Below are 17,775 nucleotides of genomic sequence, written 5' to 3'. Positions count from 1 at the left end.
AACGATGACTCGGTCTAAAGGTTGCGCTCGCTCAGGAAGCTCAACAACGCCTCAGTCACAAACTGCGGATTCTCCAGATTGGAGATGTGCCCCGCCTCCGGCACCAGCACGCATGGGCAGCCGATCAACTCAGCCATTTCCCGGGCTTCTGCCGGTGGGCGTGGCTTGTCCTGATCGCCGCACAACACCAACGTTGTTGCTGCATTCAGCTCGCCCAGGCGTGGCAACAAGTCATCACGTCCAAAAGTGATGCGCCCCATCGGCACGATGCTGTTGCGCAGTCGATCCGAGGAGTACGCCGCCAGTTTCGCGCGGAAATCCTGATACAGCGCCGACTGCGGATCGATGCCCGGACGGAAGAAGATCGGCACGACGATATCGAGCAGTTGTTCGGAAATTTCGCCGCTGCCTTCGATCTGCTTGAACAGCGAGAAATAGTACTGGCGGGTCGGCTCGGGTTCGACGCCGACGTACGTGTCCATCAGCACCAGACCGTTGAGTCGTTGCGGCGCCGAAAGCGCCAGGCGCACGCCCCACATGCCGCCGACCGACAGGCCTACCAGCGTGACGCGGTCGATCTGCAGATGGTCGAGCAAGGCTTGCGCCTGACGGGCGATGTCATCCAGTGACAAGGTGCCTTCCGGCAACCGCCCCGACTCGCCATGGCCCCACAGGTCCAGCGCAATCACCCGATAGTGCGGCGCCAGCGCGGCGATCTGCGGCGCCCACATGGCGTGATCCCACAAGTAACTGCCGGCCAGCAGCACCGCCGGCCCAGCGCCTTGATCGGTGTAATGCAGCGCTTGTCCGTCAACCGTGAAAAAAGGCATCAACCATCCCCCGCGAGAAAAAACAGAACCGGCAGACTGAGCTGCCGGTTGCTGATCGTCAAGGATCGAAATGTACAGTCACTTACCGGTTGATTTCTGTTGAATTGACCGACGCCATCGCTGGCAAGCCAGCTCCCACAGGGTTCAACGTCGTTCACAAGATTTGTGCACACCGCAAAAACTGTGGGAGCTGGCTTGCCAGCGAAGAGGCCGGCCCAGGCGCCGAAAAACTACAGCCCCTCCAGCTCCGCCATCAGATCATTGAGCCGATCAACCTTCTCTTCGGTGATCTCACTCGCCGCCAGTCCATCGATGAACTCGGCCAACTCCTCCACCGTGCTGCATTCGAACATCGCCCGCAGCGGCACGTCGCGTTGCAGGGTTTTCTGCACCCGCGAGGCGATCTGCGTGGCCAGCAATGAATGCCCGCCCAGCTCGAAGAAGTTGTCACGCACACCGACCTTGTCGACCTTCAGCACCTCGGCCCAGATACCCGCCAGGGTTTGCTCCAGCTCATTGCGTGGCGCCAGATAGTCGTGGCTGTGCAACTGACCGATTTCCAGCGCTGGCAGGGCTTTGCGGTCGAGCTTGCCGTTGGCGTTGAGCGGCAGTTGATCGAGCCACAGCCAGTGCAGCGGCACCATGTATTCCGGCAGTTCGGCGCGCAGGCGCTGTTTGATTCGCTCCAGGCGTTCGTTCGGGTTCAGTGTGGAATCCGCTGCGACCAGGTAACCCACCAGATGTTTGCCGTTAGCCCCCTCCTGCACACCGACTGCGCCGTCGCGCACTTCCGGCTGTTCATGCAGGCGTGCTTCGATCTCGCCCAGTTCGATGCGGTAACCGCGAATTTTCACCTGATGATCAACGCGGCCGACATACTCCAGCACGCCATCGTTGCGCCGCCGCGCCAGATCTCCGGTGCGATACAGACGCTCGCCCGGCGCACCGAACGGATTCGGCACAAACACCGGCGCAGTCCGTAGCGGATCGCTGACATAACCGCGACCGACACCGGTGCCGGCCACGCAGAGTTCACCCACCGCGCCCAACGGCACCAGCTCCAGCGCACCGTCGAGGAGATACAGCAAGTTGTTGTCGGTCGGCGTACCGATCGGCAGATAGCTGCCACGCGTCGATGCGAGGTCGACACGGAAGAACGCCACATCGTCCGAGCACTCGGCCGGGCCATAGGCGTTGACCAGACCAATGTCCGGGTAACGCAGCAGCCATTGGTGCGCCAGCTCAGGCGGCATCGCTTCACCGGTTGGCAGCATCCAGCGCAAGCCATCCAGGCTCAGGCGTTCGGAGGCGAGCATGCCCTGAATCAGCGACGGCACACTTTCCAGCACGGTGATGCCCTGCGCTTGCACATGCACCAGCAAACCCTGCGGGTCATGGGCGATGGCGTTCGGCACGATGTCGACCCGCGCGCCGAACAACGGCGCGGCGAGGAACTGCCAGACCGAAATGTCGAAACTTTGCGAAGCGGTCTGCGCGATCACATCGGTTTCGCTCAGTTGCAGGTACGGCACCTTGCTCAACTGGTTGTTGAGCATGCCGCGCTGTTCGACCATCACCCCTTTCGGCAATCCGGTGGAGCCCGAGGTGTAGATCACGTAAGCGAGGTTGTCCGGGCCGCTGTAAAGGCCGGGATTGTCAGCCGATGTCGCCGCCGCCTGGAGTTCTTCCCAGACCAACAACCGTGGACGATGGGCGCAACCACATTCATCGAGCAATGCTTGCGCCTGTTCGCGGCAGGCTTGGCTGCAGACCAGCACCGGCGTGCGGCTCAGCTCGACGATACGTTGCAGGCGCTGGCTCGGCAGGCCCGGGTCCAGCGGCAGATAGCCGGCGCCGGCCTTGAAGCTGCCGACAATCATGCCGAGCAGGTCGAGGTTGCGTTCGCCCAGCAGCGCCACCGGTTGATCGAACTGCACCCCGGCGGCGATCAATGCATGACCGAGACGGTTGGCGCGCTGATTCAGTTCGGCATAGCTCAGTTGCTGATCGAGATAACTGGCCGCGATGCGTTGCGGATGCGCGGCGACCTGCGCTTCGAAAAGCGCCACGTAACTCTGCTCCAGCGGATAATCCTGCGCACTCTCGTTGCACCCGTGCAGCAGGAACTCCTGCTCCTGCGCACCGAGCAGCGGCAGCTCGGCCATGTCGCCATGGAAACCCTCGACCAGCGCCAGCAGCAAGCGCTTGAACTCAGCGAGCAGGCGCTGGACCGTCGATTCGTCGAAATAGCGCTGGTCATACGACAGGTGCAGGCCGAGGTCATCGCCCGGGTAACACACCGCCGTCAGCGGGAAGTTGGTGTGGGTCCGGCCGGAATCCGAGGTCGCATTGAGGCTCTGCGCACGGTCCAGTACCGAGACTTCCACCGGGGCGTTTTCAAAGACGAACAGGCTGTCGAACAGGGGCTGGCCCTTGGGTAATTCGCTTTGTTCCTGGATGTTCACCAAAGGCAAATATTCGTACTCGCGCAACTGCATGTTGCGGTCGAGCAGCGCGCTCAGCCAGTGCCGCACGCTGCAGCGTTCATCGTCCGCCGGCATCTGCACCCGCAGCGCAATGCTGTTGATGAACAGACCGACGGTGCGTTGCATTTCCGGCATGTCCACCGGGCGCCCGGCCACGGTGACGCCGAACAGCACGTCGCGATCACCGCTGAGGCGGCGCAGGACCAGCGCCCACGCGGCTTGCGCAAACGTGTTGATGGTCAACTGATGCGCCTGCGCCAGTTCACGCAACCGCGCACCGTCCTCGACATTGAGGCGGGTGTAGCAGTCGCCGACGATCATCCCACCGCTTTCGCCGGCATGTTCACGCAGGAACGGACGGTCGCTCGGGATCGGTGTGGTGCGCTCGAAGCCTTGCAGATTCTGCTGCCACCACTGCCGCGCCTCGGCCAGGCTCTGACGTTGCAGCCAGCCGATGTAATCGCGATAACGCGGCGGCGTGCTCAACTGCGCTTCGCGGCCTTCGCCGAGGGCGCTGTAGATCTCGAAGAAATCGTTCATCAGCAACGAGCGGCACCAGGCATCGATAAGGATGTGGTGATTGCTCATCATGAACCAGTAACGCGCCGCGCCGACCTTGATCAGGCGCAGATGAAACGGCGCCTGAACGAGCAGATCGAAACCCGCCTCGCGCTCGCTTTTCAGCAGCGCTTGCAACTGCGGTTCCTGCTCGGCCTCGGCGATGGTGCTCCAGTCCAGGTATTCGATCGGCGTGCGACCCGGCGTGTGGATCACTTGCAGCATGTCCTCGCCGACGTTCCAGCAGAACGATGCGCGCAACGCTTCATGCCGGGCGACCACCGCTTGCCAGGCCTGGGCGAAGCGCTCGGTGTCGAGTTCGCTGTTGATGCGGTAGCGATCCTGCATGTAGTACAGACCGGTGCCCGGTTCGAGCAAGGTGTGCAGCAGCATGCCCTCCTGCATCGGCGTCAGCGGATAGACGTCTTCGATGTGCGCGGCCGGCACCGGCAGCGCATCGAGTTGCGCCTGGGTCAGTTGCGCCAGCGGGAAGTCCGAGGGCGTCAGGCCACCGGCCTCGTCTTGCAGACAATGGGCGATCAGGTTTTGCAGCTCAGCCAGGTAGGCATTGGCCAGATCGGTAATGGTCCGGGCGTCGAAACGCTCGGCGCTGAAGGTCCAGCGCAGCTGCAGTTCGCCGCCGTAGACTTGGCCGTCGACACTCAATTCATTTGGCAACGGCGCCTGCGGATCGTGGGCGGCACCGACCGCCTCATCGAGCGGATGGAACAGCGCATCGCTGGCGAAGCTCTGGTCGAACTGACCGAGGTAGTTGAAGGTGATCGGCGCGCTCGGCAACGCGGTCATGCTCGCGCGGCTGGCGTCGTCAGCCAGATAACGCAGCACGCCGTAACCCAGGCCTTTGTGCGGCACTGCACGCAATTGTTCTTTGATCGCTTTGATCGACGCGCCCTGCCCGGCGCTTTCTTCACTGGCGCACGGCGTCAGGCGCAGCGGGTAAGCGCTGGTGAACCAGCCGACCGTGCGGGTCAGATCGATCTCGTCGAATAAGGTCTCGCGGCCGTGGCCTTCCAGTTGAATCAGCGCCGACGCCTCGCCCGTCCAACGGCACAGCACACGGGCCAGCGCGGTCAGCAGCAAGTCGTTGACCTGCGTGCGGTAAGCGCTCGGCGCCTGTTGCAGCAGTTGCCGGGTACGCTCGGCATCGAGGCGTACGCTGACGGTTTGCGCGTGACGATGCTGTCGCCCGCCCTGTGGATTGGCACAAGGCAGATCGGCGCTCGGCCCGGCCAGTTGGGCCTGCCACCAACCGAGTTCTTCGCGCAGGGATTCGCTGCCGGCGTAGGCCTGCAAACGCGCAGCCCAATCCTTGAACGCGCTGGTTTTCGCCGGCAGTTGCAGCGGCTGCTCGGCGTCGAGTTGGCGATAGACCGTTTGCACATCGTCGAGCAACACGCGCCACGAGACACCGTCGACCACCAAGTGATGAATCGCCATGAACAGACGTTGCTGGCCTTGCGGGCCATCGACCAGCACCGCCCGTAGCAGCGGGCCTTGAGCCAGATCGAGGCTGCGCTGGGCCTCGGCGAACAGGGCTTGGCAAGCCTCCATCGATTCGACGCGGCGATGCCAGAAAAAATTCGCAGCGGACAGCGGTTCATGGGTCGCTTGCCACTGACCATTGACCTCGGCGAAACGCAGACGCAATGCATCGTGGTGCTCGATTACCGCCAGTAGCGCTTGCCCCAGAATCTGCGCTTGCAGCGCCGCGCTCGGCTCCAGCAGCAACGCCTGGTTCCAGTGCTGTCGCTGGGGAATGTCGGTGTCGAAGAACCAATGCTGAATCGGCGTCAGGCGCGACTCGCCGGCCACCAGACCCTGCTCGGCCGTCACCCGCTCGGTGCGGCTGGCGACGGCGGCGAGGCTCTGCACGGTCTGATGCTGGAACAGATCCCGCGGGCTGAAATGAATGCCCTGTTGACGCGCGCGGCTGACCACTTGAATCGACAGAATCGAGTCGCCGCCGAGTTCGAAGAAGTTGTCGTTAAGGCCAACTCGTTTGACGTTGAGCACTTCACACCAGATCTGCGCGAGGCTCTGCTCCAGTTCATTGCTCGGCGCCACATAGTCCTGACGGTTTAGCTCAGGGTCTGGCGCGGGCAAGGCGCGGCGGTCGAGTTTGCCGTTGGCGGTCAGCGGCATGCTCGCCAACAGCATCAGGTGGGTCGGCACCATGTAATCCGGCAGTTGTGCCTTGAGGTGCGCCTTCAGCGCTTCGCGCAGTTCGATCTGGCTGGCTTCGCTTTGCCCGGCGACTTCAGTCACCAGATAGCCAACCAGTTGCTTGCCGCTTGGCGCATCCAGTGCGAGTACCACCGCTTCGCGAATCGAATCGTGATCGAGCAGGCGGGTTTCGATTTCACCGAGTTCGATGCGGAAACCGCGAATCTTCACCTGATGATCGATACGCCCCAGATATTCCACCAGCCCATCGGCTCGCTGGCGCACCAGATCGCCGGTGCGGTACATGCGCGCGCCATTAGCGGCAAACGGATCGGCGACAAAACGCTCGGCGCTGATCCCCGGACGGTCGTGATAGGCCTGCGCCAGACCGGCGCCACCGACAAACAATTCACCGGTCGCACCTTGCGGCACCAGTGCCAGATCGGCATCGAGAATGTACGCCACGCGCGCACCGATCACGCTGCCGATCGGCACACTGCCGGCGCCCTCCTCCAGCACCTCTGGCGCCAGACTGGCCAACGGCATGACCACGGTTTCCGTCGGGCCATAGGCATTGAAGAACAGCGCCGGTTTGAACGCCGCACGAATCCTTTGCAGGTGCTCACCGGTCAGCGCTTCACCGCCAGTAATGATCATCCGCACCGGCAGGATTTGGTTTTGCGTGGCGAGGAACTGCGCCAACTGGCTGCCATAACTCGGGGTGAAACCGAGGACATTGATCCGATGATCACGAATCAAACCGCAGATTTCCTCGGCGTCCCACTGACCTTGCGCACGCAGCACCACCTGCGCGCCGCTGAGCAACGGCACCAGCAGCCGCTCGGTGGCGGCGTCGAAGTTGATCGAATAGAAGTGCAGCTCGCAGTCGTCGGGACGCATGCCGAAACGTTCGATCACCGCTTGGCAATGCATGGCGATTTCGCCGTGGGAGACCACCACACCTTTCGGTTTGCCGGTCGAACCCGAGGTGTAGATCAGGTACGCCTGATGCTGCGCCAGGCTGATCAATGGCAACTCGGTCACCGGGTAATCGGCCAACGCCGCGCTGTCGTCTTCCAGGCACCAGCGCACGACGCCGGACGGCAGCTCACCGAGGGCGGCGAACATTGCCCGATCGCTGAGCAGCAGACCGATGCGGCTGTCTTCGATCATGTAGTGCAGACGGTCGAGCGGGTATTCCGGGTCGAGCGGCACATACGCGCCGCCGGCCTTGAGAATCGCCAGCAGGCCGATGACCATTTCCAGCGAACGTTCCAACGCCAGACCGACTCGCACTTGCGGACCAACGCCGCGTTCGCGCAGGGCCCAGGCCAGACGATTGGCGCGGGCGTCGAGTTCGGCGTAGCTCAGGGTTTGCCCGGCAAAGGTCAGCGCCGGCGCATCCTGGCGCGCCAGTGCCTGTTCGGCGAACAGGTGATGGATGCACTGGTCGAGACGGTGCACGCCCGCCTCGACACCCAGGCTGTCGAGCAAGTGTTGTTGCTCGGCTGGGTCGAGCAGCGGCAGTTCGCCGAGGCGTTGCTGCGGGTCGGCGATCAGTGCCTCAAGCAGGTTGCGCCAATGCCCGGCCATGCGCGCGATGGTCGGCTCGTCGAACAGATCGGTGCTGTAGGTCAGGCAGCAACCGAGGCGCTGATCGAGGTCGGTGACCTCCAGGTTGAGATCGAATTTGGTCGCGCGGGCATCGTTGGCCAAGTACTCGACGGTCATGCCGGCCAGACTGCGGCTCTGCTGGAATTCCCAGCGCTGCACGTTGCACATCACCTGGAACAGCGGGTTGTACGCGGCGCTGCGCGGCGGCTGCAACGCCTCGACCAGATGATCGAACGGCAGATCCTGATGCGACTGGCCTTCGATCACCGTGTGGCGTACCTGCTCGAACAATTCGCCGACCAACATCATGCCGTCGAGCTGGCAACGCAGCACCTGGGTATTGAGGAAGGCACCGATCAGCCCTTCGCTTTCCGGCCGGATGCGGTTGGCCACCGGCGCGCCGATGCGCAGATCGGTCTGGCCGCTGTAGCGGTACAGCAAGGTGGCGAGCGCAGCCGTCATGGTCATGAACAGGGTCAGACCGTGTTGCGCATTGAATGCCCGCACGCGCGCGGCGAGGTCGTCGCTCAGGTCGAAACGGAACAGTTCGCCCTGATGGCTCTGCACCGGTGGTCGTGGACGATCGCCCGGCAGCTCCAGCAATGGATGTTCGCGGCCCAGGTGCGCGGTCCAGTAGTCGAGCTGACGCTGACGCTCGCCGGATTCCAGCCAGTGGCGCTGCCAGACGCTGTAGTCCAGATACTGCACCGGCAGCGGCTCCAGCGGCGATTCGCGCTCATCGACAAAGGCTTCGTACAACGCGCTGAGTTCGCGGGCGAAAATGTCCATCGCCCAGCCTTCGGTGACGATGTGGTGCAGGGTCAGTACGAAGTAATGCTCCTGCTCAGCGGTCTTCACCAGACAGGCGCGCAGCAGCGGACCGGTTTCCAGATCGAACGGCCGGTGCGCTTCTTCGTCAGCCAGTTGCTGGACCTGTTGCTCACGCACGTCAGCAGCAGATCCGGAAAAATCCTTCCAGCCCATGCGCACACCTGTTTCGCCATGCACCTGCTGACGGGCGACGCCGTCGAAGCTGGGGAATGTGGTGCGCAGGGTTTCGTGACGCAGGATCAACGCTTGCAGGGCTGCTTCAAAATGCTCGACGTGCAACACGCCGCGCAGCCGCGCCATGCCGCCGACGTTGTACGCCGGGCTGTCCGGTTCCATCTGCCAAAGGAACCACATGCGCTGTTGCGAATAGGACAACGGCACCGCTTGGCTGCGATCGACTTTGGCGATCGGCGGCTGTTCGTTGGTGCGTCCGCTGAGCTGGATCTGGCGAACCTGCTCGGCGAAATCGCCGAGTTCGCTGTGTTCGAACAAGGCACGCAACGGCAGCTCGACGTCGCAGGCCTGACGGGTGCGCGAGATGATTTGCGTGGCCAGCAGCGAATGGCCGCCCAGGGCGAAGAAATCGTCGCGCAGGCCGACCCGGGTCAGGCCCAGCACTTCACGCCAGATCGCGGCGATCTGCTGTTGCAGTTCAGTCACCGGTTCGACGTGCTCGCGCATCTGCCATTGCGGCTCGGGCAAGGCACGGCGGTCGAGTTTGCCGCTGGGGCTCAATGGCATGACGTCGAGGCGCAGCAGTTGCGCCGGGACCATGTATTCCGGCAGCTCGGCGGCCAGTGCGGCTTTCAGGCGAGTGATCTGCTCATCGTGGTTTTCGCTGGCATCGCTGGCGGTGAAGTAGCCGATCAGTTGCGCGCCGGCAGCCGTTTCGCGCACCAGCACCACGGCTTGAGCGACCCCCTCCTGGGCGAGCAATCGTGCCTGGATTTCTTCCGGTTCAACGCGGAAGCCGCGCAGCTTGACCTGTTGATCGAGACGGCCGAGGTATTCGATCACGCCGTCATGGGTCCAGCGTGCGCGGTCGCCCGTGCGGTACAAACGTGCGCCCTGCTCGCCCAGTGGATCGACGACAAAGCGTTCGGCGGTCAATGACGGACGCGCCAGGTAACCGCGAGCCAGACCGATGCCGCTGATGCACAACTCGCCCGGCACACCGGCCGGCAACAGATTCATATCAGCATCCAGCACCCGGCAGATCACGTTGCCCAATGGACGGCCAATCGGCGAGCGTTCACCATCGGCAGCAGTGCAATGCCAGTGGGTGACGTTGATCGCGGTTTCGGTCGGGCCATAACGGTTATACAGTTGCACCGCTGGCAGTTGCGCCAGCACGCGGTTGCGCAATTCAGTGGGCAGCGCTTCACCGCCGGAAAACACCCGGCGCAGGCTGGTGCATTCGACGCTCAGCGGTTCATCGATGAACAGCGCCAGCAGCGGTGGCACGAAATGCAGCGTGGTCACGCCAAACTGTTGCACGAGCCGGGCGATGCGATGCGGATCGCGATGTTCACCGGGACCGGCGAGCAACAACCGTGCGCCGGTGATCAATGGCCAGAAACACTCCCACACCGAGACGTCGAAACTGATCGGCGCTTTTTGCATCAGCACATCGGTTTCATCGAGACGGTAGGTGTTCTGCATCCATTGCAGACGTTCGGCCAGTGCCGCGTGGGTATTGCCGACGCCTTTTGGCTGGCCGGTGGAACCCGAGGTGTAAATTACGTAAGCGAGGTTGTCGCCATGCAGGTGCAGACCCGGCGCCTGGCTCGGCCAGTTTTCCAGATGCAACGCGTCCATGGCGATCACGCTGACGCCGTCGCTGGATGGCAAGTGCTCGAGCAGTCGAGTCTGGGTCAGGAGCAATTCGACGCCGCTGTCGCGCAGCATGTAGGCCAGCCGCTCGGCCGGGTACTCCGGGTCCAGCGGCACGTAGGCGCCGCCAGCCTTGATGATGGCCAACAGACCGATCAGCAGTTGCGGCGAACGCTCGGCGGCGATCCCAACGCAAACATCCGGACCAACGCCTTTGTCGCGCAAATAATGTGCGAGGCGGTTGGCTTGCGTATGCAGTTCGGCGAAATCGAGGCTGCCGCCGTCCCACACCAGCGCCGTGCGCTGCGGGGTCAGGCCTGCCTGTTGATCGAGCAGTTCCGGCAGCCATTGTTGCGCACGGGCGCAGGGTTCTGCGCTCCACTGTTGCTGGTGCTGCTGTTCATCGCGTGCCAGCAATTGCAGATCGCCGATCGCCTGCTGCGGGTGCTCGCAGGCATCGCGCAACAGGTTGCAGAAGTGCTCGGCCAGTCGCTCGATGGTGGCCGCGTCGAACAGTTCGCTGGCGTAATCGAAGGACAGGGTCAGACGCCCGTTGCGGTCTTCTTCGCTGTGCAGTTGCAGGTCGAACTTGGCTTCGCGGCTGTGCCACGGCAACTCTTCGGCGAGCAGCCCCGGCAAGCGCTTGAGCGCACTCAAGTCACGCTGCTGGTGGTTGAACATGACCTGAAACAGCCCTTGCTCGCGCGCCTGCGGAAACACTTCGAGCAGTTGTTCGAACGGCAGATCCTGATGCGCTTGTGCGCCAAGTGCCGCCAGCCGTGTCTGGGCCAGCAGTTGGGCAAACGACTGGCGCGAATCGATCTGCGCACGCAGCACCTGGGTGTTGATGAAGAAACCGATCAATCCTTGGGTTTCCAGGCGCGGACGGTTGGCGTTGGGCACGCCAATGCGAATGTCACGCTGACCGCTGTAGCGATACAACAGGCTTTGCAAAGCGGCGAGCAACAGCATGAAGGTGGTCGATTCATGCGCCTGCGCCGTGTTGCGGATGGCTTCGCCGAGGCTCGCCTCCAGACGCAGACTATGCCGCGCTGCGCTGTGTTTTTGCCTGGCGGAGCGTGGGTGATCGGTGGCCAGTTCCAGCGCCGGGTGCTCATCGCCCAGTTGTGCTTGCCAGTACGCCAGTTGCCGCTCGCCTTCGCCTTGTGCCAGCCATTGGCGCTGCCAGTTGCCGTAGTCGGCGTATTGCGTGGCCAGCGCTGGCAGTTCAGCCGTCGCGCCTTGGCTGGCGGCGGCGTACAGGCGCGAGAATTCGTCGAGCAGAATATTCAGCGACCAACCGTCGGCGATGATGTGGTGCATCGTCACCAGCAATTGGTGATCTTCGTCGTCGAGGCGAATCAGGCTCACGTTGAGCAGCGGGCCTTTTTCCAGATCGAATTGCGTATGCGCCTGGTCTTCACGGATCTGCCGCGCGCGGGCTTCGCGCTCGGCGGCCGGCACGTCGCTGAGGTCGATCACTTGCAGGTTGAATTCACCGGCCGCCAGCACTTGCTGCAAGGCGACGCCGTCGCGCTCGAAGAAGCGTGTGCGCAGGGATTCGTGGCGCTCGATCAGTTGCTGGAAACTGCTGCGCAGGGCGACCTCGTCGAGTTCACCGCGCAAGCGCAAGGCACCCGGAATGTTGTAGGCGCTGCTGTGCGGGTCGAGTTGCCAGATAATCCACAAGCGGTTCTGTGCCAGCGATTGCGGCATCGGCTCGTTGCGCGGCAACGTGGCGATTACACCTTGGGCGCTGCCGCCGGCCTGCTGCTGTTGCGCCACGGCAGCAGCGAACGCCGACAGGGTTGACGCCTCGAACAGCAGACGCAGGTTCAGCTCCAGCGCGAGCTCTTCGCGCACCCGGGCGATCACTTGCGTGGCCGCGATCGAGTTGCCGCCGAGCAGGAAAAAATGATCGTCGCCGGCGACCTGTTTGACGTTCAGTTGCTCGGCCCAGATCTGCCCGATCCGCGCTTGCAGATCCGAGCCACTGGTGGGCGCAGCCTGGGCTTCGGTCGTCGTCGATGGGAACAGCGCGTAACTGTCGAGGCTGCCATCGGCCAGACCTGTGCGGCATGCCGAGCGCTGCAACTTGCCGCTGGAAGTTTTCGGCAAGGCGCCCGGATTGAGCAGGATCACCACGCTTGGCGCCTGTTGATACGCCTCGGCCACGGCTTGGCGAATGGCTTTGATCAAGGCTTGCGGCGCAAGGATTTTCTGCACGCTGCGGCTGATTTCCGCGGCGATACCGATGCCCTCCTCGCCCTCGTGATTGACGGCGAACGCAGCGACGCGGCCCTTGCGCACCACTTCCACTTCGTTCTCGACGGTCTTCTCGATATCCTGCGGATAGAGGTTGTGACCGCGCACGATCAGCATGTCTTTCAGGCGCCCGGTGATGAACAGCTCGCCGTCGCGCAGAAAACCCAGATCACCGGTGCGCAACCAGGTACGGCCGGCGTGCTGGACGAAGGTCTTGGCGCTGGCCTCGGGGTTGCGCCAGTAGCCGTGAGCGATGCTCGGCCCGGTGGCCCAGACTTCACCGACGGCGTTGTCGGCCAGTTCTTTCAGCGAATTCGGTTCGGCGATCAGTACCGCGTGGCCCGGTTGGCTGATGCCGCAGCTCATGATCGCACTGCCATCACCCGGTTCGGCGCGGTTCTGCGCCAAGGCTTGATCGTCGACACGCAAGGCTGGAATACCGGTGCCGCGCGGCGTGCCGGCAACGAACAGCGTCGCTTCGGCCAGCCCATACGAAGCCATGAAACTGTCAGCGCTGAAACCGCTGGCGGCGAACTTCTCGGCGAAGCGTTCGAGGCTGTCGAGGCGGATCGGTTCAGAGCCGGAATACGCCACACGCCAGCGGCTCAAATCCAGACGCGCCAGGGCGGATTCGCTGACCCGTTCGCTGCACAAGCGATAGGCAAAATCCGGCCCGCCACTGATGGTGCCGCCGTATTCGCTGATCGCTTCCAGCCAGCGCAACGGTCGACCGAGGAAATACGCTGGCGACATGAGTATGCACGGCACGCCGCTGAAGATCGGCTGCAGTAAACCGCCGATCAGCCCCATGTCGTGGTACAGCGGCAGCCAGCTGACGATCACATCGTCCGGATTGACGTCGATGCCGAAACCGTGGCGGATCAACTGTTCGTTGGCGACCAGATTGCCGTGGCTGACCTGCACACCTTTGGGCAATGCGGTGGAGCCGGAGGTGTATTGCAGGAAGGCGATGTGATCTGCCGTCAGCGTCGGCTCGAGCCAGTTCTCTGCCAGCGCCTCGTCGAGGCTGTCGACGCACAGCAGCGGCGGCGCGCCTTCGATCTGCTGCAAGGCGTCGCGCAGATCGGCGCTGGTCAGCAACAGGCGCGGTTCGGCATCGGCAATGATCGACAGCAGTCGTTCCTGATGATGACGCCGTGCCGATTCCGGCGGGTAGGCCGGCACTGCGATCACGCCGGCGTACAGGCAACCAAAAAACGCCGCGACGTAATCCGGGCCGCTGGGAAACAGCAACACCGCACGGTCGCCCGACTCGGCCTCGGCCTGCAACGCGGCAGCGATGGTCCGCGCCCGCCGATCGAGTTCGCGATAACTGAGCACCACAGCCTGCTCCTGGTTTTCGGCAAGAAAACGCAAGGCCAGTCGATCCGGCGTCAGGGCCGCGCGGCGCTGAAGGGCTTGGACCAGGGTGCTGGGGAGTTCGAACGCGTCGGTCATGAGGTTTCCTGCCTGAATTCGGGCTTGCTGATGGAATCGGGTTGCGGCGTCACGCCTTGCGAAAAGGCATGCAGGGGCGCGGTCTGTGCCGACCGCGCAAGGCATCGAATGCCGTCTGGCCGGGCGCTATACCCGCGGCCATTCACAGATGAGAACGGATGACGTCTGCAAATAATTAGTCGACGGGCGCGCCCCTCAACGGGGCCGGGGTGCGGCGGCGTGTCGCAGTTCGCAAAACACACTTGCTTGCAGCATTAGTTCTCTTTCTCAATTGACAATCATTATCATTCAACATAATTTGTCGCTCGATGTGTAGGACAGCCCTGCCCCCAGGGGCGTCCCACTAACCAATTTGGCAGCAAGGTGATTTCCATGACGGAACAAGTATCCACAAGCAGGTGCGATTCACCGCTACTTCAGGCATTCGTCGATAATCGGCTGATTCTGGTCAAGATCGCCGCGCGCATTACCGGTTGTCGCTCGCGCGCCGAGGACGTGGTGCAGGATGCGTTTTTCCGCCTGCAATCGGCGCCACCGATCACCTCGTCGATCAAGGCGCAACTGAGTTATCTGTTCCAGATCGTGCGCAACCTCGCCATCGATCACTACCGCAAACAGGCGCTCGAGCAGAAATACTCCGGCCCTGAAGAGGAAGGGCTGAATGTGGTCATCCAGGGTGCTTCGCCGGAAACCTCGCACATCAATTTCTCGACCCTGGAAAACATCGCCGACGCCCTGACCGAGCTGCCCAGCCGCACACGCTATGCGTTCGAGATGTATCGCCTGCACGGCGTGCCGCAAAAGGACATCGCCAAGGAACTCGGCGTCTCGCCGACCCTGGTCAACTTCATGATTCGTGATGCGCTGGTGCACTGCCGCAAGGTTTCGGGCAGTCGGCGCGATACGGTGGCTGTGGGTCGCAGGTAAACAGCAGGATTTGTGGTGTATTCAATCGCTAGCAGGGCTAGCTCCCACAGGGGGTTCGTGGACGACACAACCCCCCTGTGGGAGCCAGCCCTGCTGGCGATAGCGGCCCCAAGATCACTGGATCATCAAGCCAGGTTGCAGCGATCAAAAAACCGCTCACGCCCCAGCATCATCAGTGCCGCGCGCTTGTGCGGAAAGTCGAATTCCTTCTCGCAGTGAAAACACTGGTTGTGCATGTGGCCGATCATCTTCGCGTTGTCGGCGCGGGGCTCGGCGACCACCCGTTGCGTGCGCGGATCATCAAGAAACAGGTAATGCACCAGCGCCGATAGCCAGCTCGCCACTTTGTGCGGGCCGCGGTGGTCTTCCTCGCCGACCAGCATGTGGATGCCGCGATCGTAATCATCGGCGTCATAGAACGGCGCGATGCGATCTTCCTTGGCCCAATAGGCTTCGAAATAGGCGAACGGCTGATCGTCGAAACAGCCGATCAAGGTCAGCGTATGCGGGTCGGCGTCGAGTTTGCTCAGGTACTCGCGGTGCTTGTCGAGGCTGCCCTCCTCCTGCCAGAAACTGGCCACCCGTGGGCTGTTCTGCCAGCGGTTGAAACGCGGCAAATCATCTTCGATTTCGACGGTTCGCAAGGAAATCCAGGCGCCGAGCCGCGCGTCGAAACGCCGATAGACTTCACCGCGCGGTTTGACCGGGCGCCGGGGATGGCGTTTGCCTTCACTGATGATCATTTGTCGCGGATAACTGCCGGTCAACGAAGTCCCCAGCCAGGGTTGCGGCAATTGCCAGAACAGCGTGCGTTCGCAGCGATATTCGCCGCTCACCTCGGTGCTGATCAGCAAGCCACTGAGCAAGGCCTCGGTCGGTGGTTGATCCAGTTGCCAGGTCAATTGCTGGCACGCCGGATCGCGCGCAAACAGCCAGTAACAGGCAGCCCACAGCGCTTGCCCCGGCGGCAACGCGAAGCGCTCATCGATCTGGATCGGGCCTTTCGCGTCGCGATCAAGGCGCAGACGAATCAGCGGCTGGCCGTCGAGGCTCAGGCTCAAACGGCTTTCGCTGGCATCAGCGATCAGTTGACTGCCCGAAGGCAAGGCCAGGGCAGTCAGGTCATTCAGATTGGACATGGGGCGGGCTCACGATAATCATCGACAGTTAGACGATGTGACGTGAGCGGCAGGCGGAAATTTAGGCTTTCAGCGCAAATGGCGCTCAGCGATTGAGCACTGGCACCACGGCGATTTTGTAAGGATCGAAAATCTTCAGCATGTCGCCGTTGTCGCGCAGCCCCTGCAACAGCTTGCCGAACGCCGCGCCGCTGATCGGTGCCGTCGGGCGCAGAATCGCATAGTGATGGTAGATCTGATCGACGCGCTGCGAGACGAGCAACTCATCACGGACCTTCTCGTTACGCAGCAGGTAATCACTGAGGTACGAGCGGGTCACCAGGGCGATGTCGGCGCGTGAGCGCAGCACCATCAGCAGGTTGCTGTCGTGGGAATAGGTCAGCGTCGCGTTGAATTGCTGCGCGAGGAATTTGGGGTCGGCGTTGAAGGCCGCAAATTCGTAGTGATAGCCGCTGAACAGCGCCAGACGCTTGCCTTTGAGGTCGGCGAAATAGTTTTGCTGACGGCCATCTGCACGCTGCGCGACGAAAATCTCGGCATCTTCAAGGCCCATGTCGACGTCGCTGTGGGGGATGTCTTTCCAGCCCCATTCAGGGTTCTCGAAGATCGCCATGTCGATCCGGCCCTGCTTGAAATCACCGAAACGCCGGGGAATCGACGTGGGCACCAGGACGAACTGATAGTCGCTTTGCAAACGGTTCAGCGCTTCGACCAATTGCGGCAACAGACCGGTATCGGCGCCGTTTTCCGGGCGGATGGTGTACGGCGGAAAATGCGCCGCGCCGACCCGGACCAATTGCGCGGCCTGAGCGGGCAATACCCATAATGCAGCCAGCGCTGCGAGCATCAACCCCGCGACGGTCCGAATTGGCAAAGACTTCAAAACACCCCACTCCCCGAAAAAATACCGATCAATGCATTCAAGCTAGGCGGTTTCGCCCAGTTAGCCAGTTTCCCGGCCGGATAGAAAGTGGCTCAACGCTCTTCGAGGACCAGAATCAACGCCTCGTCGGCCAACTGATCGAGGCTCAAACTGCCGCCAGCACGGAACCAGGTGGTGGTCCAGGACAGTGCGCCTGTCAGGAAACGTCGGGTAATAAAAACGTCGCCACGGATGAATCCGGCGTCTTTGGCTTCACCCAGTACTTGCAACCAGATTTCTTCGTAGATATCGCGCAGCGCCAGCACTTTGGCCTGGCCTTCTTCGGACAGCGAGCGCCACTCGTAGACCAGCACCGCCATGGCCTCGCCGCTGCCGCCCATGATCGACTGCAATTCGCAGCGGATCAGCGCCAGCACGCGCTCGCGGACATCGGCCGCGTCGGCCAGCGCCGCGCGCATCAATGCGGTGTTGTAGCGGATGGTTTCTTCCATCACCGCGCGCAGGATTTCGTCCTTGCTTTTGAAGTGATGAAAAATGCTCCCCGACTGGATGCCGACCGCGCCGGCCAGATCACGCACGGTAGTGCGTTCGTAGCCTTTATTGCGGAACAGGTGAGCCGCCACTTGCAGCAACTTGCCGCGGGCGCTGTCGGGGTCCGTCAGCTGGCCACTGTCGACCAAATCGCGCATGACCCTCAGGGCTTTTTGCTCGTCCACCCGTTCTCTCCTACAGTCGATCAGTGTCTTGCCCCCTGAAACCGCAGGGTT

Annotated in this window: 6 protein-coding genes; 1 reads left to right on the top strand and 5 read right to left on the bottom strand. The window is 62.5% G+C overall.

Annotation, left to right across the window (positions count from 1 at the left end; all coding sequences use genetic code 11):
* Positions 1-14 precede the first annotated feature (14 nt).
* Entirely contained in the window at positions 15-830 is an 816-nt protein-coding gene (locus tag BLU24_RS10330; protein WP_093099788.1) for an alpha/beta fold hydrolase, read from the bottom strand.
* A 230-nt stretch (positions 831-1,060) separates the two neighbouring features.
* Positions 1,061-14,059, bottom strand: coding sequence for a non-ribosomal peptide synthetase (locus BLU24_RS10325; protein WP_093099785.1), 12,999 nt, complete (start codon positions 14,057-14,059; stop codon positions 1,061-1,063).
* A 372-nt stretch (positions 14,060-14,431) separates the two neighbouring features.
* Here BLU24_RS10325 and BLU24_RS10320 point away from each other — a divergent pair, with 372 nt between their 5' ends.
* Entirely contained in the window at positions 14,432-14,986 is a 555-nt protein-coding gene (locus BLU24_RS10320; protein WP_090284852.1) for an RNA polymerase factor sigma-70, read from the top strand.
* 125 nt (positions 14,987-15,111) lie between these two features.
* On the opposite strand, the gene BLU24_RS10315 is transcribed toward BLU24_RS10320, so the two are convergent.
* The 3 genes from BLU24_RS10315 to BLU24_RS10305 form a co-directional block, all read right to left on the bottom strand.
* Positions 15,112-16,125, bottom strand: a complete 1,014-nt coding sequence (locus BLU24_RS10315) for a GNAT family N-acetyltransferase (protein WP_093099782.1) — start codon at positions 16,123-16,125, stop codon at positions 15,112-15,114.
* Between the two features lie 85 nt (positions 16,126-16,210).
* Positions 16,211-17,008, bottom strand: coding sequence for a substrate-binding periplasmic protein (locus tag BLU24_RS10310; RefSeq protein ID WP_093099779.1), 798 nt, complete (start codon positions 17,006-17,008; stop codon positions 16,211-16,213).
* A 92-nt stretch (positions 17,009-17,100) separates the two neighbouring features.
* Positions 17,101-17,724 carry a TetR/AcrR family transcriptional regulator gene (locus BLU24_RS10305; protein WP_093099776.1) on the bottom strand — a complete coding sequence of 208 codons (624 nt, stop codon included), beginning with the start codon at positions 17,722-17,724 and terminating at the stop codon, positions 17,101-17,103.
* Between the last annotated feature and the right edge of the window lie 51 nt (positions 17,725-17,775).

Origin of the sequence: Pseudomonas sp. Z003-0.4C(8344-21) (genome assembly GCF_900104975.1) — a bacterium.
In the GTDB taxonomy this organism is placed as follows: Bacteria; Pseudomonadota; Gammaproteobacteria; order Pseudomonadales; family Pseudomonadaceae; genus Aquipseudomonas; species Aquipseudomonas granadensis.
Note: the sequence above shows the minus strand (reverse complement) of the source record. Positions and strands in the feature narration are given on the sequence as shown.